General features: G+C 62.3%; 16 protein-coding genes. 5 read left to right on the plus strand and 11 right to left on the minus strand.

What is annotated here, in order from left to right; all coding sequences use genetic code 11:
* Window positions 1-285, minus strand: a complete 285-nt coding sequence (locus tag JQ558_RS15415) for a hypothetical protein (protein WP_212208496.1) — start codon at window positions 283-285, stop codon at window positions 1-3.
* A 327-nt stretch (window positions 286-612) separates the two neighbouring features.
* Here JQ558_RS15415 and JQ558_RS15420 point away from each other — a divergent pair, with 327 nt between their 5' ends.
* On the plus strand, window positions 613-750 hold the full coding sequence (locus JQ558_RS15420) for a hypothetical protein (protein ID WP_212208497.1): 138 nt from the start codon (window positions 613-615) through the stop codon (window positions 748-750).
* A 315-nt stretch (window positions 751-1065) separates the two neighbouring features.
* The gene (locus tag JQ558_RS15425; RefSeq protein WP_212208498.1) at window positions 1066-1992 is read left to right on the plus strand and encodes a hypothetical protein; all 927 of its coding nucleotides are present in this window, start codon (window positions 1066-1068) and stop codon (window positions 1990-1992) included.
* A gap of 388 nt (window positions 1993-2380) precedes the next feature.
* Here the strand turns inward: JQ558_RS15425 and JQ558_RS15430 are convergent, their stop codons facing one another.
* Complete coding sequence (locus tag JQ558_RS15430) at window positions 2381-3970, minus strand: ATP-binding protein (RefSeq protein ID WP_212208499.1); 1590 nt, start codon at window positions 3968-3970, stop codon at window positions 2381-2383.
* 567 nt (window positions 3971-4537) lie between these two features.
* Between JQ558_RS15430 and JQ558_RS15435 the strand changes: the two genes are divergently transcribed.
* Window positions 4538-5467 (plus strand): ABC transporter substrate-binding protein, encoded by a 930-nt coding sequence (locus JQ558_RS15435; RefSeq protein WP_212208500.1) that lies wholly within the window; start codon window positions 4538-4540, stop codon window positions 5465-5467.
* A gap of 268 nt (window positions 5468-5735) precedes the next feature.
* Here JQ558_RS15435 and JQ558_RS15440 read toward each other — a convergent pair whose 3' ends face one another.
* A complete protein-coding gene (locus JQ558_RS15440) occupies window positions 5736-6524 on the minus strand; it encodes a DUF4239 domain-containing protein (protein WP_212275518.1) in 789 nt (262 codons plus the stop codon).
* A gap of 351 nt (window positions 6525-6875) precedes the next feature.
* Here JQ558_RS15440 and JQ558_RS15445 point away from each other — a divergent pair, with 351 nt between their 5' ends.
* Both JQ558_RS15445 and JQ558_RS15450 read left to right on the plus strand, forming a co-directional pair.
* The gene (locus JQ558_RS15445) at window positions 6876-8276 is read left to right on the plus strand and encodes a selenium-binding protein SBP56-related protein (RefSeq protein WP_212294109.1); all 1401 of its coding nucleotides are present in this window, start codon (window positions 6876-6878) and stop codon (window positions 8274-8276) included.
* 86 nt (window positions 8277-8362) lie between these two features.
* A complete protein-coding gene (locus JQ558_RS15450) occupies window positions 8363-8950 on the plus strand; it encodes a hypothetical protein (RefSeq protein ID WP_249142476.1) in 588 nt (195 codons plus the stop codon).
* Between the two features lie 60 nt (window positions 8951-9010).
* Here JQ558_RS15450 and JQ558_RS15455 read toward each other — a convergent pair whose 3' ends face one another.
* From JQ558_RS15455 to JQ558_RS15490, 8 genes are all read right to left on the minus strand, one after another.
* On the minus strand, window positions 9011-9466 hold the full coding sequence (locus tag JQ558_RS15455) for a MarR family winged helix-turn-helix transcriptional regulator (protein ID WP_212208503.1): 456 nt from the start codon (window positions 9464-9466) through the stop codon (window positions 9011-9013).
* Between the two features lie 32 nt (window positions 9467-9498).
* On the minus strand, window positions 9499-10203 hold the full coding sequence (locus tag JQ558_RS15460) for an ABC transporter ATP-binding protein (RefSeq protein WP_192734877.1): 705 nt from the start codon (window positions 10201-10203) through the stop codon (window positions 9499-9501).
* Window positions 10200-10991: an ABC transporter ATP-binding protein gene (locus tag JQ558_RS15465; protein WP_212294111.1), complete on the minus strand. Its 792-nt coding sequence runs from the start codon at window positions 10989-10991 to the stop codon at window positions 10200-10202. Before JQ558_RS15465 ends, JQ558_RS15460 begins: the two co-directional genes overlap by 4 nt.
* Window positions 10988-12886 (minus strand): ABC transporter permease, encoded by a 1899-nt coding sequence (locus JQ558_RS15470; protein ID WP_212294112.1) that lies wholly within the window; start codon window positions 12884-12886, stop codon window positions 10988-10990. Before JQ558_RS15470 ends, JQ558_RS15465 begins: the two co-directional genes overlap by 4 nt.
* A 243-nt stretch (window positions 12887-13129) precedes the next feature.
* Window positions 13130-14332, minus strand: a complete 1203-nt coding sequence (locus JQ558_RS15475) for an ABC transporter substrate-binding protein (RefSeq protein ID WP_212294113.1) — start codon at window positions 14330-14332, stop codon at window positions 13130-13132.
* Between the two features lie 26 nt (window positions 14333-14358).
* Window positions 14359-14943 (minus strand): amino acid synthesis family protein, encoded by a 585-nt coding sequence (locus JQ558_RS15480; RefSeq protein ID WP_192734881.1) that lies wholly within the window; start codon window positions 14941-14943, stop codon window positions 14359-14361.
* Between the two features lie 15 nt (window positions 14944-14958).
* The gene (locus JQ558_RS15485) at window positions 14959-15867 is read right to left on the minus strand and encodes a UPF0280 family protein (RefSeq protein ID WP_212294114.1); all 909 of its coding nucleotides are present in this window, start codon (window positions 15865-15867) and stop codon (window positions 14959-14961) included.
* Window positions 15864-17348 carry a 6-hydroxynicotinate reductase gene (locus JQ558_RS15490; protein WP_409410522.1) on the minus strand — a complete coding sequence of 495 codons (1485 nt, stop codon included), beginning with the start codon at window positions 17346-17348 and terminating at the stop codon, window positions 15864-15866. Before JQ558_RS15490 ends, JQ558_RS15485 begins: the two co-directional genes overlap by 4 nt.
* Window positions 17349-17427 lie beyond the last annotated feature (79 nt).

Consider the following 17427-nt stretch of genomic DNA (forward strand, 5'->3'; position numbering starts at 1 on the left):
TTAAGCCGCGGGTGCCATCTGCTCGTGCAGCGCTCGCTCGGTGTGACGCTGTTCAAGGGCGGCAATGGTCACCTTAAGATTGTCGCGCCGCTCGATCAGCGTCCTCGCCAGTATCGGATACTTGACGTCGGACTGGTCGGAAACCCGGGCGCGCTCTTCCTCGGCTGCGATTTCGAATTCGATCAGTTGAACGGTGCGAACAAGATCCGCCAGCATCTTGCTGATTGCTGCGACCTCTCGTATTGCGCTTTCGCGTGCTGTCTCAAAACGAGCTTGTATGTTCATTTGCATGCTCCCTATGGCCTGGTTCGGCACACAATGTGCATGGATGCCGAACAGCTGACACACCCGTCGCAAGCTGTTTGCCAATTGCGACCCGTAAGAACACGGTGACCGGAACCCATCGGCCCCCCGGGGCCCTGCGGCCTCGCGCCGCCTGCATCGGAAAGGAACCTGCACTCACAGTTTTCCCCCAGTGACCCCGAAAAGAGAGGGGATTTTCACAGCGCAATATCCATCGAGAAATAAGTTCTTGTGATCGGAGTGGATCTTACAACCATGAATATCCGAACCAACTGTTGGAGGAATGTTTTTCCAACCCTGGAGAGCCCCGTGGGCGAAGTCATCCGTTTTGTTCCGAAATCCGAACTCGAGCGAGCCCGCTTGATCCGGGAAGCCCGTGCGATCTACGAAAGCATATTCCCTTCGGATCATGCCGTCGGCAGCACGGAGCATGACCGCAGGGAATGAGCGCGCCCACATTGCAGCGACGGTGCACTCAAAGTTCGGCTCAAGAGATCATCGCCGGACCAGTGCACCCTTGATACTTCACCGTAATACGCCAGCGCAGCCTCAACACGCCGCCGGCGACGACGGTGCCAGAGATCGTCGATGGGCATGAAATGCTCGCTTCATCCCACCGGCTATCGGCGCTTTTGACCCTTAGCGGGCATAGGGCCATCGCTCCCACGACCCGGACCCGCATCTGAGGCCACCCGCTGGCCCTTGCAGTGTGCTAGTCTGAGCCGGCACGATCCCCTGTCTTCGGCCCGGAGCCGTTGCACCGTGACCCATGATCATAACCCGGCATGGAACGAGGAAAGCCGCTTCTCCGGTGCACTCGACGATGTGATCATCATACCAATTGTTTCTGTCGCGCTCGCCGCAAACAAGATCCTGCGTTTCATTCTTTCGATCTTGATGCGGCTGCTCGACTACGCCTTCCCATTGGCAATGCAGGTTGTCTGGCTTCCGCTCTTCGCTGTCAGGGTTCTCGGCAATGTCATCGTTACTGTCATAAACGGCGCGTTGCACTTCCTGCCCGTTTCCGAGACGAAACGTCGACAGTGGGGTATATCGATCCGCCGGAACTGGTCGTGGCTGCGGCGGAAGATCAGCTATCGGACGTTCGAACATGCTGTGTACCTTGCCTTTGAAAGCGGTATGGCATGGGTGTTCCGAAAATGCCGGCACCTGACGCCGAACACCGCGTTGCTCGTGCTCGTGGGCGCGGTGCTTTGGCTGCCGATCTCCTTCGGGGCTGCAACGGCGATGCACGCGGTATTGTTTGCCAAGGTCGCGTCCTGGCCGGCCTGGATGCAGCTCTTGCATCCGCTGGCAACTGTCATCGCCAAGAGCAAGCTGCTGGTGCTGCCGGTGTACCCGGCAGCCTGGCCACAGGCCAGGAAACATCCGTTCGTGCAGCGCGTGTTCAAGAGCTATGAAACCATCAGGCGCCTGTATGTGATCAAGAAGATCGGTTTTCGCTATCGGCAGGCAGAGACCGCCGGCATCGCGGCGGTTGAGAGGCTCGAGCGCACTGCCGGCTTCACATCGGCGGTAAGGTGGCTGCGCGGGGTGCATGTCGCCGAACGGTTCGGCGTGGAAAAGCCCACGCAGAAGTTGCGTTCGTTCTTCTCGCGATGGTCAATTCAGTTCTCGGCCGAATACTACGAGGCTAAGGAACGGCAGCCTCAGATATCCCATCATTAACCACAGCAAGCTACGAACGCAGAGATGATCATCCATCTCGCGCGGTCGACGGCCGTGGCTGGCGGCCTGGCCGGCGCCAGTATCAAAAAGACACGCCGCCGGGATCAAAATGTATCGCCCGGCGGCGCTTATTCCTGAACTGGGACACTAAAATTCCCAGCACTGCATAGACTGCACGCCTCGTGCCACAGGGCCATGACATCCGGTTGTGGCTATACCCGTCTTTGCTGAGAAGTCCGCTCATAGGGTAAACCGGGCCTCACCGGTCGACGGTCAGAGCGATGTGATTGCGCCAAAGCCGGCCAACCTCATCGGCCAATGCCGGTCCGGTGCCGGCCGCGCGACGCCGCCCCCTGGATCCAAGGATCGCCTCCCCATCCCAGGGAATTCACGATGCCAGCGCGGTTCGAATCATCCGCGCGAGATCGGAGCTGAGGTAAGGCTTCGGCAGTAGCAGCACGCCGGCATCGAGCCGGCCATGGTGGACGATGGCGTTCTCGGTGTAACCGGACGTATAAAGCACCTTTAGTCCAGGACGGCGTTTCAACGCCTCGGTCGCGAGCTGACGGCCGTTCAGTCCCCCGGGAATTATCACGTCGGTGAACAACAGATCGATGCGTCCGGGATGATCAATGATTGCCAGCGCCTCGGCGCCATTGCCGGCGGCCTGTGTATGGTATCCGAAACGGCTGATCTGCGCCACGACGTATTCGCGCACCAGCGCGTCGTCCTCGACAATCAGGATGGATTCGTCGCCGTGCTCGACCCCCGGGATGCCGGTCTCGGCGGCCAGCGCGTCCGTAATACCTGCCGCCTGCGGAAGGTAAAGCTTCACGGTGGTGCCGTGGCCCTCTTCGCTGTAGATCTTGATATGTCCGTTCGACTGTTTGACGAAGCCGTAGACCATGCTGAGACCGAGCCCCGATCCCTTCCCGACCTCCTTGGTGGTGAAGAATGGTTCAAACACTTTGTCGAGCAGGCTGCCGGGAATTCCCGCCCCTGTGTCGCTCACCGCGATCATGACGTAGTTGCCCGGATTAACCTCGCTGTTCATGCTGGCGTAGTTCTCGTCGAGCACGACATTCTTGGTTTCGAGCGTCAGCTTGCCGCCGTTCGGCATGGCGTCACGCGCATTCAGTGCAAGGTTCAGGATCGCAGTCGAGAGCTGGCTGGGATCAATCAGGGCCGGCGCGGAATCGTGCACCAGCATCGATTCGATTTCGATCTGCTCGCTGAGGGTCGGTCGTAGCAAGCGTACTGCATCGATGACCAGGACGTTGACGTCGGTGTTGCGCGGCTGCAGCGGTTGTCGACGGGCGAAGGCCAGCAGATGCCGCGTCAGGTCGGCCCCCCTCGCTGCGGCGGCGCTAATCATATCGGTGATCTGGCCGAGATGCGGACGATCCTTGACCGCCTCGCCGAGGATTTCGATGGTTCCGGTGATCACGGTCAGAATGTTGTTGAAGTCGTGCGCGACACCACCGGTGAGTTGGCCGATGGCTTCCATCTTCTGCGCTTGCCGGACCTGGGCCTCGCTCGCCTCTATCTCCTGAAAGCGTTTGACCATGGCCTCGGCCTTGCGCCGTTGTCGGATTTCCTCCTCAAGCGCCGCATTGGCTTGCTGAAGTTGCCTGCGTGTCGGCAGCACCAGGATTCGCGGCAGCATTAGCAGCAGTGCCGCCGTGATCACGACCGATATCAGCGCCAGGAAGCCTTTGGTAAAGGCCTCGATGCCGTAGGCCGGCACCCACAACGTGAGGATCGACAGCAGCCGGGTCACTCCGCAGACTGCGGCAAAGACGGCGAATGTCCAGAATACGCCGCGGAACATAACATCGCGGCGCCGCCACACGAAAAACCCGAGGACGAACGCGGTAGCAAAGAAGGCGCTGGCGAGCATGGCGTCGGAAACGGCATTCAGCCAGATCAATTCCGGCTTCCACAGCAGGCACGCGCCATGCGGGGTGAGCGTCGACATGTCCAGAATGTCCTATTTGAGTTGAGACAATGTTAGAAAGCCCACTCGATAGACCTTTCTCAATTCCTGCCCATTCGCATCAGGGAAGGCGAGCGACCACGCGATGGCCGCGCCGCCGAGAACGCCGAGCAATCGCGCCGGTTCATCGCAACTCCGTCCCGGGCTAAGGCCGATATTTTCGATACCCAGAACGATAGCACGCAGGGGCTCTGCGGCGTGGGAGATAATCCGTGGTACACCCGCCCCCGCGGTCCCACCTCCCTGTCCTGACCGGCGGATGATGTCGGGTATTGGCGCGCTTTTTCGGACCTGAAAGGTCTGGCTGAAGATGCCTCTTGCTGAGGGCAAAGCGGACTTCCCACTTGCGCACTCAGACTTCCGAGTTTGACCCAACGCGACATTTCACCTGTCGGCACTTGGATTGCCGGCGTGGCTATCGCCGAGTTGGTGGTCACATGCCGTTCGCCGCACAGCCTTAGCCTGCTATAGTTCGGCGATAGCGCGGAGAGCGACCAGCGAGGTCACATGCGACGACGCCAGTTCGTAAGTCTTCTGGGCGGAGCGGTGATGTGGCCGCTTGCCGCAAGAGCACAACAGCCGGCAAGAATACCGCGCGTCATAAGTCTCGCCCCGGTTCACGTTGCGTCGCAGGCGGAAGGAACCCGCAGGATTTTGAGGGAGCTCGGCTACGTCGAAGGACGCAATATTCGTCTTGAGTTTCGGGACGCGGCGGGGAATGTTGATGCGCTCCCTCGGCTGGCGCAAGAGTTGATACGAGAGGACGGCATCGACGTCATTCTCGCGATAAGCACGCCAGCCGCGCTGGCTGCTTACAAGGCAACTCAAACAATTCCGATTGTCGCGCTCACCGCCGTTGACCCGGTCGGGTCAGGATTGGCGGATAGCCTCGCGCGTCCCGGCCGCAACGTAACCGGTATCGCGGTTTTTTCCGAGGAAACCACAGAAAAGCGCGTCGAACTGATGCGGGAGGTTGTCCCGCGCGCCCTCCGCCTCGGGACGGTGACGACAAAGCTAAGCAGCGGTGCGCAGAGCCTGGCGCCTGTCCTGGAGACCGGCCGTAAGCTCGGTTTTACGGTCGAGTCCATCAACATCGATGACCCCGCTAATCTTGCGAAGGCATTAGGCCCGGAAGTCCTGACCAGATTAGACGCCCTCGTGTTTGTCCCAGATGCCTTGATCAGTGCTCACATGGCCGAGGTCATCAAGCTGGTCGGCGCGAGCAACAAACCCGCGATCTTTCCTTCGCCCGACTGGGTCGCTAACGGCGGCTTTATGTCGTTCGGGCCGGATTTCTCCGACGCTAACCGTCACTTGATCTCGCAGCTTGATCGCGTTCTGAAAGGCGCGAAGCCGGGCGACCTGCCTTTCGAACGACCTACCAAATTCTATCTCAGGATTAATCTCCGCGTCGCAAAACAACTGGGCATCGAGCTGCCTGCGACCGTCCTCGCGCGCGCCGACGAGGTGATCGAGTGAAGTGCCGACGTTCGCTTATGGCACCTTTGAGACATGGCGACCGGCCCTGACGCAAGCGCAAGTGCGCCCACAGTTGTGGCGATAGAAGTGCGCGCCCCGTAGTTCTCCGGGTTAGTCACCTTAAGCGACATTGCCTATAAAGCGTTCGCGAACAGCTGGGGGATGGACTTCGGTCATCACACCGATGTCCAGGGGTTGTTTGATCACGAGGCCCGGACTCCTAGGCACTCCGGGCCTCGTTTGATCTCCCGCTCGCAGACTACAGCGCTCACCGGCCCGTCGACGCATCCGGCATGATCTGCAGAAGCGGCTCCGGTCCGACCGAAATTTGACCGGTGAATGGCCGGTCGTGGGCGGCGATCAGCAACACCGAGGCGGCGACGCCGGTCGCGAACAGCGCCATCGCGATCCCCGATGCCAGCCGGTTACCGCAGTGAACGAGCGCGATCACGAAGAGTTCGCAAATCGCCTGCAAATACAGGCTCCACCATTTAACCGGATTGACTTCCGCCTGGCTGATGATGATCCGCTGCCGGCGCGCATCGAGCGCTACTCCCAATGCGTTGATGATCTCGCGCTGCGCGGTCTGCTGGCCCGCTCCCTGCGGCGACATCGAGACAACGAGTTGCAGCGCCTCGGTGAGAGCCGGAGGAGCTGGCCTCAGCGAGGCTGTCTGCCCTGCCATCATCGGCCATTCAACCTTGGCGGCTTGCTCGATATAGCCGCGAACGAGATTGCGCACCCGGCCCTCCTGTTCGGACGGCAGGCCGGCGGCGAGCAGCACGATGGCCCGCAGCGCGCTGGCTTCACGGCTCACCGCCGCACTGGCGCGATCATTGTCGTTCCAGACCTGGGCGGCGGTGAAGGCGACGAACAGGCCGAAGATGATGCCCAGCACCGGCAGCATGCCCGGCGAAATCGCCTGGAATGATTTTGCGCGTTCTCCCGTCGCGAGCGCCGCAACCGCTGCGAAGATGATGATGGCAAGCAGATAGGTGAAAGCAAAGATGGAAAGCGCCATCACTGGCACAGGCAGATTGTGCAACCAGTCGCTCATTGCGCTCCCCGCCCCGTGTCCGGATCCAGCCCGACGCAATTATGTGAAATTCCCGGGCTATCCGCAATCACCGCATCTCGTTCAACAAATCCATCAGCATCGTGCGCTCCCTGGCGTTGAGCGACGCCGGCATTTGTCTCGAGATGGCGCGCGCGTGCGGTGCGGCCTTCCCGGCCGCCGCGAGATCGGAGCCCGGATCGTTTCTTTCACCTGATGGCATTGAGGTGTATGGTCACCGTCAGCGAACCCCGCCGGCGGCACAGTCTAAGAGGACTCAACGAGCCGGGTTAGTTCTGCTGCATGCCGCTGAGCCATGTTGGTACCCACCAAGGCAAACAGGGAGGCAGTACGATGACGATGAGACCAGACCCCACGTTTCACGCGTCGCCGAAGCTTGCGATGGAAGCTCCGCCAGAGAGCTTCGCCTACACGTTGCTGCTCAGCCCGGACTTTTCAAAACCCGACGCGCTTGCCGTGATCGACGTCAAGCCCGGCTCTCCGCGTTTCGGTCAGATCGTCCACACCGTGACGATGCCCAACAAGGGCGACGAGTTTCACCATTTCGGATGGAACGCCTGTTCATCGGCCTTGTCGCCGCTCACCGGGCACGCCTTCCTCGAGCGCCGCTACCTCATCATCCCCGGTATGCGGTCCTCCCGGATCTACATCGTCGATACCAAACCCGATCCCACCCAGGCGAAGATTCACAAAATCATCGAGCCCGAGGAGGTCTTCAAAAAGACCGGGTACTCCCGGCCGCACACGATCCATTGCGGGCCGGATGGTATTTACGTTTCTACGCTCGGCGGCGGTGGCAAGGACGGCACCGATGGACCGCCCGGCATCTTCATCATGGATTGCGAGACATTCGAAGTGCTCGGACGGTGGGAGATCGATCGCGGTCCTCAAGAGAAGCACTATGATTTCTGGTGGAATCTGCCCCGCGATTACATGGTGAGCAGCGAGTGGGCGCTGCCGCCGCAGTTCGAGAACGGAATCGTGCCCGAGGATCTGCTCTCGAACAAATACGGTCATCGGGTCCACTTCTGGGATCTGCGGGCCCGGCGAAACGTCCAGACCATCGATCTCGGCGCCAACCATCAAATGGCGCTGGAGGTGCGTCCCGCGCATGATCCCGTCAAGGAGTACGGCTTCCTGGGCGTCGTGGTCGACACCACAAACCTCGAAGGTTCGATCTGGACCTGGTGGCGCGATGGCGGAAAATTTCACATCGAGAAGACGGCGACCATCCCGCCCGAGCCCGCGGCGAAGGACCAGTTGCCGCCGCTTCTGCAGGGCTTTGGCGCCGTGCCGCCGCTGGTGTCCGACATCGACCTGTCGATGGATGACAAGTTTCTCTACGTCGCCTGCTGGGGCACCGGCGAGATGCGTCAATACAATGTCAGTGACCCCAGAAAGCCGGAACTCGCCGGATCGGTCCATATCGGCGGCATCGCACGCCGCACGCCTCATCCGAACGGCAAGGCCTACGCCGGCGGACCTCAGATGGTCGAGATCAGCCGCGACGGCAAACGCGTCTACTGGACCAACTCGCTCTACTCGACCTGGGACGACCAATTTTATCCGCAGGGCATTCCGGGCGTCGAGGTGATGGCCAATGCAAACCCGAAAGGCGGCCTCGAACTGGCAAAGGACTATTGCGTGAGCTTCCCCGACGGATACCGCGCGCATCAGATCAGGCTCGATGGAGGAGACTGTTCGACCGATTCATTCTGTTATCCGTCGGCTTGAATGTGAGCACTACGGCGGATTGGACACCGGCTTGGCTCTGGTTGGCTGTCATCGCGAGCGGTTTCTACCACGGCGTAAATCCGGGAATGGGATGGCCGCTCGCTGTATCCGCCGGATTGATGGAAAGGACGACGCGTGCCCTCGGCGCCGCGCTGGTGCCGCTGACGGCCGGCCATCTGCTGGCGATGCTGCTGGTGCTCCTCCCCTTCGCGCTGCTGGTCACCCTCGTCGAATGGCAACGCCAGATCCAGATCGGCGCCAGTCTCCTGGTTATCGGGTTCGGTATCTTCCGCCTTGTCGATCGACGCCATCCAAGAGGGTTGGCGCGGATACGGCCGACGCAACTGGGGCTGTGGTCCTTTGCCGTGGCAATCGCGCACGGCGCGGGGCTGATGCTGGTGCCGATCTATCTCGGGCTCTGCCGGGAGGCCGACCTCGACAAGGGCCACGAGGCAGCGTTGAGCCTCATCAACGCCAATCTCGGTATGGCCGGACTGGTCGCCGTCGTCCACGCCATCGCGATGATCGCGGCCGGCGGATGCCTGGCATGGCTGGTGTACCGTTATCTTGGCCTCAAATTCGTATCGCGGAGCTGGTTCAACCTGGATACGTCATGGGCAATCAGCCTCATTCTGGTGGGAGCAATTGCACTGGTGCTCAGTCTTGCGGAGTAGCGCAACCACCGTGCGGCGCTGCGGCGTGAATTCGCTTCGATCGGAAGGCACGCCTCCGCGTCAGCGCAGCTTGTCCAGCAGCGCCATCAGCATCTCGCGCTCCTTGGCGTCGAGCGGCGCCAGCGTTTCCCGGGTGATCGCGAGTGCATTGGGCGCGGCTTTCTCGGCGAGCTGCTGCCCTGCCCGCGTGAGACTGACCAGCAGACGGCGGCCGTCCTCGGGATCCGGGCTGGTCTCGGTCAGGCCGCGCGCCGTGAGGCGGTCGATCACACCCTTGATGGTGGCAACGTCCATCGCGGTCAGCCGGCCCAGAAGATTTTGCGAGCACGGACCGGTCTCGGTCAGCTTCGCAACTGCCGCCCATTGCGTCGGGGTCAGATTGATGCCGATCTCGCGGGCGAAAATCGTCGAATGGCGTTGCCAGACCTGGCGCAGGATGAAGCCGACCTGCTCGTCCAGAATGTAGGACGGCCGCGCAGGCTTGACGCTCCGTTTCGCCGAAACACTCCTGCCCATCTACGCTCTCTCTTCTTGTTTGCCGCCGCCGGTCACAGCGACAGATGCGCGTCGCGGATGTCCGGACGTGCGTCGAGTTCAGCCATCGTGCCGCCATAGCAGATCTTGCCGCGCTCGATGATGTAGGCACGGTCGCAAATCAGCCGGGCGAAATGCAAATTCTGTTCGGAGACGAGGATGCTGACGCCTTCCTTCTTCATGGCCAGGATGGCGTCGACCATCTGCTCCACGATCTTCGGTGACAGCCCTTCGGAAGGCTCATCCAGCAGCACGAGGGATGGATTGCCCATCAGCGTCCGCGCGATCGTCAGCATCTGCTGCTCGCCGCCGCTCATGCGCCCGCCAGGGCGCCCGCGCATCTCGCCCAGATTCGGAAACAGCGTGAACAACTTTTCGCGGGTCCAATGCGGCGCATTGGGACGCTTGGGCTGGCGGCCGACTTCGAGATTTTCCTCGACCGTCAGGTCCGTGAAGATGCGCCGCTCCTCAGGCACATAGCCGAGCCCGCCGCGCACGATCGCATGCGTCGGCTCGGTGGAGACGTCTCTGCCTTCGAACAGGATACGGCCGGAGCGCTGTTGGACCAGACCGACGATGGAACGGAAGGTGGTGGACTTGCCGGCACCGTTGCGGCCGAGCAGTGCCACGACTTCGCCCTCGCCGACCTCGAGCGCAATATCGAACAGGATATGCGCCGGGCCATAATAGCTGTTGAGGTCCTGCACCGAGAGCTTCATGCGCCGGCTCCCTCGCGGTGCCGCGAATCATAGACCAGGCCCTCGCCGAGATAGATCGCGCGGACCTGCGGATTGCCGCGGACCTGTTCGGGTGTGCCCTCGGCGATCAGGCTGCCGCGGTTGAGCACGAGAATGCGGTCGGCATGCTCGAACACCACGTCCATGTCGTGTTCGGTAAAGAGCACGCCGATCGATTTTTCACGGGCGATCTGCGCGGTGAGCCGCATCAGTTCGATGCGCTCGCGCGGCGCCATGCCCGCGGTCGGCTCGTCCATCAACAGAAGTTTTGGCTGGTTGGCGAGGGCGATTGCGAGTTCGAGCCGCTTCAGATCGCCATAGGCAAGCTCGCCGCAGGGACGCCCGGCATAGGCGCCCATGCCGACGAGGTCGAGCAGCCGGCCGGCTTCCTTGCGGGCGTAACGCGCCGTCGAGCCCCAGAGATTGAATAACTGCCGCCCGTACGACACCAGTGCGACCTGCACGTTCTCGCGCACGGTCATGGTCGGAAACGTCGCGGTGATCTGGAAAGTGCGGCCGACGCCGAGCCGCCAGACCTGGCGCGGCTTTTTGCCGACGGTTTCTTCGCCGAGCAGATTGATCCGGCCGCTGTCGGGGGTGTTCTGGCCGTTGAGCATGTCGAAACAGGTGCTCTTGCCGGCGCCATTGGGCCCGATCAGCGCCAGGATTTCGCCGGCGCGCAGCGCAAACGAAACGCTCCGCACGGCGTGGACCCCGCCATAGGATTTGCTCAGGTTCTCGACCGACAGCAATGTGGGGACCATGCTCATTCGGCGGTCTCGATCCGGGAAGTGGCTAGGGACGACTTAGACGATGATTCAGACGTCGAAGACTTGCGGCGATTGCGGATCGTCTCCAGCACCCCGACGATGCCTTTGGGGAACGCCACCACGATCAGCACGACGAAGCCGCCGAGCACAAGCTTGGACAAATCGGTCTGGCTCACCAGCCAGATGTTGAGCGCCTTGAAGACGATGGCGCCGACCACGGCGCCGGACACGGTCTCGACGCCGCCGAGCAGGACCATCACCAGCGCATCGACCGACAGCGAGATGCCGAGGCTGTCGGGGAACACGCTGCCTTTCAGGTACGCGAACAACGCGCCGGCAAATCCGGCGACGGTGCCCGCGATGACGAAGGCGGTCCACTGCACGCGCTTGCCGTTGATGCCGATAGCTTCACTGCGCAGCAGCGAATCCCGCGTTGCGCGTAGCGCAAAACCGAACGGCGAGAACACGATCACCCGCAATATGGCCACCGCGATCGCGGCGATGCCGAGCGACAGCCAGTAGAAACTCGCCGGACCCGCCGCCCATTTCTCCGGCCAGACGCCCAAAATGCCGTTGTCGCCGCCGGTCACCGTGACCCACTGGAACGCGATCGACCAGACGATCTGCGCAAACGCCAGCGTCAGCATCGCGAAATAGACGCCGGACAATTGCACGGCGAAGAAGCCGAAGATGGCTGCGCCGAGCAGACCGAGCAGCGGGCCGATGAGAAGGGACACGATCATGGGTAGCCCCGCCATCTTGGCGAGGAACGCAACGCCATAGGCGCCGAGCCCGAAATAGGCGGCATGGCCGAACGAGGCGAGCCCACCGACCGACATCAGGAAATGCAGGCTGGCGGCAAAGATCACGAAGATCGCGATTTCCGAACCGACGGTGAGCGCATAATTGCCGGCGAACAGCGGCAGCATCGCCGCAACCGCAAGCCCGGCCATCGCCAGCCAGCGCTCGTTTGTCGTCAGCGGCCGCCAGGGATTGACAGTCAGCCCCGGCGTGCGACGCGCGGCTGCCTCCGGCTTGCCGAACAGGCCCCACGGACGGACGATCAGCACCACCGCCATGACCAGGAATACCAGGATGATGGAAATCTTCGGGAAGATCAGAATGCCGAAGGCGTTGAGCTCTGACACCAGCACCGCGGCCACGAAGGCGCCGATGATGCTGCCGAGCCCGCCGATGACGACCACGACGAACACGTCGACGATAATGCGCAGATCGAGCGCGTGATGCACCGCATCGCGCGGGATCTGCAGAGCGCCGCCCAGCGCTGCCAGAAAGACGCCGAGCGCGAACACGCTGGTGAACAGCCATTTCTGATTGACGCCGAGCGCTGCGACCATGTCGCGGTCCTGCGTCGCCGCGCGCACCAGCACGCCCCAGCGCGTGCGCTGGAACAGCAGCCAAAGCCCGCCGAGCACGATTGGACTGATTGCGATCAGGAACAAATCGTAGGTCGGAATGTTCTGGCCGAAGAAATCGACTGCGCCCTTGAAACCCGGCGCACGGCGGCCGAGGAGATCATCGGGCCCCCAGATCAGCACCACGAGATCTTCGACCATCAGGGTCAGGCCGAAGGTTGCGAGCAGCTGGAACAATTCCGGCGCGTGATAGATCCGCCGCAGCAGCACCATCTCGACGATCACGCCGACCACGGCCACGATCAGCGCCGCGACCACGATGCCGCCCCAGAAGCCGAGCGCGCCGGAGAAGCGCTCGGTCAGCGTGAACGCGACATAGGCGCCGAGCATATAGAAGGCGCCATGGGCGAAGTTCACGATCCGCGTCACGCCGAAGATGATCGACAGACCCGACGCGACCAGAAACAGCGACGCCGCGCTGGCGAGACCGGTCAGGAACTGAACGAAGTAGAAGGCCATGGGCGGTCTTTTGCTCGCGTTGGTCAGGTCGGTGGCATCATCCTTGGAGACGCCACGCTCACGCGTGGCTCCTCAGGATGAGGTCTGTTCTTACCTCGCCCCGCTTGCGGGGAGAGGTCGAATTGCGAAGCAATTCGGGTGAGGGGGTACAGGTCTAACCACGAGCACAGGACGCGCGGTGAGAGCCCCTCACCCCGACCCTCTCCCCGCAAGAGCGGGGCGAGGGAGAAGTAACCGACGATCTCAATCCTTCGGGCGAAGCTTTTCGACTTCGGCATCGCTCGGGAGATAATCCGTGCCCTTGCGATAGACCGAGTTCACCATCACGCCTTTACCGTCCTTCAGCGCGGTCTTGCCGACGTAAGCGCCGAGCGTCGACTGGTGGTCGATCTTGCGGAAGGTGATTTCGCCGAACGGCGACGGCATCGACAGCCCTTCGGTCGCGGCGATCAGCTTCTCCGGATCGGTGGAGTTGGCTTTGGCGAGGATCGCTGCGGCCGCCTTGATCGTCTGGTAGCCGACGATCGAGCCGAGGCGCGGATAGTCGTTGAATTTGGCCTGATACGCTTTCAGGAATTTATCATGGTCCGGCGTCTTGATGTCGTACCAGGGGTAACCCGTTACGATCCAGCCCTCAGGCGTTTCGTCCTTCAGCGGATCGAGATATTCCGGCTCGCCGGTGAGGAAGGACACCACCGAACGGTTCTTGAACAGGCCTCGCGTATTGCCTTCGCGAACGAGCTTCACGAGATCGGCGCCGAAGGTGACGTTGAGGATCGCTTCGGGATTGGCGGCGGCCACGGCCTGCACCACCGGGCCCGCATCGATCTTGCCCTGCGGCGGCCACTGCTCGTCGACCCAGACGATATCGGGACGCTTTTCCGACATCAGCTTCTTGAACACGGCAACGGCCGACTGGCCGTATTCATAGTTCGGCGCGATCGTGGCCCAGCGTTTGGCCGGCAGCTTGGCGGCTTCTTCCACCAGCATGGCCGCCTGCATGTAATTGGAAGGACGCAGGCGGAAGGTGTAGCGGTTGCCCTTCGACCAGGTGATGGCGTCGGTCAGGGGTTCCGCCGCGAGAAAGAATACCTTCTTCTGATTTGCAAAATCGCTGACGGCAAGGCCGATGTTGGACAGGAAGGTGCCCGTCAGCATCGCGACGTTCTCGCTCGACACCAGTTCGTTGGCGGCGGTGGTGGCGTCAGCCGGCTTGCCGCCGTCGTCCTTGGAGACGACCACAAGCTTCTTGCCGTTGATGCCGCCGGCGGCGTTGACTTCCTCGACCGCGAGCTGCCAGCCCTTGCGGTAGGGCTCGGTGAAGGCGGGCAGCAGCGAATAGCTGTTGATCTCACCGATCTTGATCTCACTTTGGGCAAAAGCAGAGCTCGCCATCCCCGTAACCGCGATCGCCAATCCTGCTCCCAGAAAATAACTCCGTCGCATACCCTCACCCTCCAATGTTGAAGAAATTACCTTAATCCGTCTTCACCTTTGACTTCAGCAACCGTCAATCCACCGACACGCGGCAGCGGCCTGCCGCTGTCGGTGACGGCCACCGCGACCATGATCTCGTTGGCGCGCGGCGCGTCGTTGATCTGCACTTCCATGCCGTCGAAATGGCTGCGCACGAAGGCCGCGTCCTTGTGGCCGAGCGGAATATCCAGCGTCGTGCCCGGACCGCTGCGCTTCTTCGAGGACGGGATCAGCGCCGCGCCCTTGCTCAGCACCTTGCGCACCGGCGCGCCCATCTTCGGGTGCAGGATCGCGGCCGCGTGCTCGAGCTCGCCGTTTTCGCCGACCGCTGCGGCCTTGCCGTAGCTCTGCGCCTTGGCGCCGTCGATCCCAAGCGCCGCCACCGCCCGCTTCGACAGCAATTCGCCGAGTTCCTCGCCGATCGCGATCAAAGGCGAAAGGTCTTCGACATATTTTCCGGCGAACGGATTTTCGATCACGGCAATCGCCGCGGCACGCCGCGTCGGCGGCGCGATGGTCTTTCCCATCTCCAGATGGGTTTCCTCGACCACCGTGACGATCTTGCGAATGATGGCGCTCATTGGCCTTTTTCCCGCTCAAGCATGAACTTCACTTTCTATCGCGCTTCCGTGATGGGCATGCAACGCAGGCGTCGCACAGCCAGTAGTTCCGACCACGAGCGTTTCGCCAAGCAGGCGTAACGCCGCGCCTTCAATCAACCCGGCTGCGAACAATTGTTGCGCGCGGAGAGCCCCCGCCTCCAGCGCGGCTTCGACCTCGTCTTCGGTCAATGGCCCGACATCGCGGGTGACGCGGCGCGGACCGAGGTCGCTGTCGGGCTGCAATTCATTGGCCGGCCAGCGGACAATCGCGAGATGACCGGGCAAATCGACGGCATTGGCGATGATGGTGGCGGCGGCATCGGCCTGTGACGCCGTTCGCGCCAGCACGGTGACGGCATCCGCAATGCCGAGCGAGAAGCTGCGGCCATGGCGGCCGCTGGTCGCGATGCCCCGGACCGGGCCGTCGGCATCGACGATCATCGTGCGCATCAGGCCATGCCGGTCCGGCCGGTCCATCAGGCCGACGGTGAATTGTTCGCCGCCGGTCAGATGCAGCGCGATGTCGCCGCCATTATTGACATAGGCGCGCTCGAGACGGGCCGCGTCCAGCATCGCGCCGAGAATCTCTTCCGCGACGGAGCCGGCCACCGCTGCCATGGGCGTGATGAAATGATGAGCGGCAAACGGAGCGACCGCCGCATGCATGCGGCACGCGACCACGCCTTGCAGGGCGCATTGCGCGGGATTTACCGGCTGACGCAGCGTCGTCAATTCCTCGCAGAGTTCATCGAGCAAACCGGTGAAGCGACGCACTGCGGCGTCATAGGCGGCGCGGACCTCCGCCTCCTGCCCCTTGGCCTCAATGATCAGATCGATTGGACCGTCCTGCAAATGCAGCCGCTTGCCGTCAGGAAGAAGCGCTATTTGCGGCAGGCGTTTCATGCGTGCCGTCCCGGAATGTAAGGCATCGGGCGGACTTCGGTGTTGTCCTTGAGCGAGGCCAGCGGCCGGACGTAGTCCATGTGGCCGCCGAGCGCCGCATAGTCCGAAAGCCGCAGCGTGAATTCGATCGGCGCCACCAAGGCAGGCGTCGGCACATAACCGAAGGCGCCGGCTGGCATTTGGGTAACATCGACCATGAACGTGATGCCGCCACCCGGCCAGACGTAAACCGGCGCACCGCCGCTGGTGACCCGCGTCAGCGCATCCTTGACCGACCGCGTCAGCCGCACCGGATTGTCGGTGACCCCGGCGCGCAGCGAGCCGCCGGCGCCGCCCATGAACAACACCGTGCATAGCGCCGGTTCGCAATTTTCCTGGATACGCTCGACCGAGAGCTTCAGATCGAGCGGCATCTGCGTCTCAACCGGCTTGAGCTCCTCGTCGAGCACGTAGTAGGCGGCGTGCTCGCCGGTGGTCGAAACCATCAGCATGGTCAGGCCCGGCCGCGCCTCCTTCGGATTGAACGGGCCCAGCACGGACAGCGGATCGGAAATTTTGGTGCCGCCCCAGCCGGTGCCGGGTTCGGCGACCTGGAAATAACGCCCCGGCGTCGAGCGCCGCCCCTTCATCTTGATCCCGGTATCGGGAATATCGAGCAGCTTGCCGGCCTGGTGCTCCGAGAGAACGCCGGTGATGTGGTCGTCCACGACAACGACCTCATCGACCTTGCCGTGCCATTGCTTGGCGAACATGCCGATGGTGGCCGAGCCACAGCCGACCCGCATCCGCTCTTCCGCGACGCCATTGACGATCGGCGGGTATCCCGCCTGCACCACCACGGTGGCGCCGCCATCGATCGTCAGTTCGACCGGCTTGCAATTGGAGAGGTCCATCAGCGCGTCGCAGGTGACGCGCCCCTCCTTCTTGGAACCGCCGGTCAGATGATGCACGCCGCCGAGCGAAAGCATCTGCGAACCATATTCGCCTGTTGTGACATGGCCGATCGCCTCGCCCTGCGCGCGGACGGTCGCGGTCTCGGGGCCAAGATGGCGATCGGTGTCGATCTTCACCTTGACGCCGCAATAGCTGAAAATGCCTTCGGTCACGACGGTGACCATGTCGACGCCGTCGATCTCCGACGACACGATGAAGGGCGCCGGCTTGTAGTCGGGGTACGTCGTGCCGGCGCCGATCGCGGTCACGAACACATTGGGCTCACGGACCAGCTTGCCGTCCCAATCGCCGCCGCCGGCCTGGAACGGCACCAGCCGTCCGCCATGCGACACCGTTCGCTCCAGCACGATATGCGGATCGACGCGCACCAATACGCCGTCATGATTGGCATAGCGATCGCACGCGCCCGCCGCGCCCGGCTTGATGTAACACATCACCGGACAGGCATCGCAGCGGATCTTGTCGCCACCGGCAGTCGTTGTATCCGTCATCGTGAACAAGCCTGCTCGCTGGGAGGCGTCGATCATACCCGCACTCCTGCGAGACGATCATTTTGTTCGTACACGAACGATGTTGCGCGCGGACGGAAACCCTGTCAAGCGGGGC

It is taken from the genome of Bradyrhizobium sp. AUGA SZCCT0160, from assembly GCF_018130105.1.
Lineage (GTDB): Bacteria > Pseudomonadota > Alphaproteobacteria > Rhizobiales > Xanthobacteraceae > Bradyrhizobium.

Excerpts from the sequence above, each read along its gene's own strand:
- JQ558_RS15415 (WP_212208496.1), bottom strand. The coding sequence starts at position 285 with ATGAACATACAAGCTCGTTTTGAGACAGCACGCGAAAGCGCAATACGA.
- JQ558_RS15430 (WP_212208499.1), bottom strand. The coding sequence starts at position 3,970 with ATGTCGACGCTCACCCCGCATGGCGCGTGCCTGCTGTGGAAGCCGGAA.
- JQ558_RS15435 (WP_212208500.1), top strand. The coding sequence starts at position 4,538 with ATGTGGCCGCTTGCCGCAAGAGCACAACAGCCGGCAAGAATACCGCGC.
- JQ558_RS15440 (WP_212275518.1), bottom strand. The coding sequence starts at position 6,524 with ATGAGCGACTGGTTGCACAATCTGCCTGTGCCAGTGATGGCGCTTTCC.
- JQ558_RS15445 (WP_212294109.1), top strand. The coding sequence starts at position 6,876 with ATGACGATGAGACCAGACCCCACGTTTCACGCGTCGCCGAAGCTTGCG.
- JQ558_RS15450 (WP_249142476.1), top strand. The coding sequence starts at position 8,363 with ATGGGATGGCCGCTCGCTGTATCCGCCGGATTGATGGAAAGGACGACG.
- JQ558_RS15455 (WP_212208503.1), bottom strand. The coding sequence starts at position 9,466 with ATGGGCAGGAGTGTTTCGGCGAAACGGAGCGTCAAGCCTGCGCGGCCG.
- JQ558_RS15460 (WP_192734877.1), bottom strand. The coding sequence starts at position 10,203 with ATGAAGCTCTCGGTGCAGGACCTCAACAGCTATTATGGCCCGGCGCAT.
- JQ558_RS15465 (WP_212294111.1), bottom strand. The coding sequence starts at position 10,991 with ATGAGCATGGTCCCCACATTGCTGTCGGTCGAGAACCTGAGCAAATCC.
- JQ558_RS15470 (WP_212294112.1), bottom strand. The coding sequence starts at position 12,886 with ATGGCCTTCTACTTCGTTCAGTTCCTGACCGGTCTCGCCAGCGCGGCG.
- JQ558_RS15475 (WP_212294113.1), bottom strand. The coding sequence starts at position 14,332 with ATGCGACGGAGTTATTTTCTGGGAGCAGGATTGGCGATCGCGGTTACG.
- JQ558_RS15480 (WP_192734881.1), bottom strand. The coding sequence starts at position 14,943 with ATGAGCGCCATCATTCGCAAGATCGTCACGGTGGTCGAGGAAACCCAT.
- JQ558_RS15485 (WP_212294114.1), bottom strand. The coding sequence starts at position 15,867 with ATGAAACGCCTGCCGCAAATAGCGCTTCTTCCTGACGGCAAGCGGCTG.
- JQ558_RS15490 (WP_409410522.1), bottom strand. The coding sequence starts at position 17,348 with ATGATCGACGCCTCCCAGCGAGCAGGCTTGTTCACGATGACGGATACA.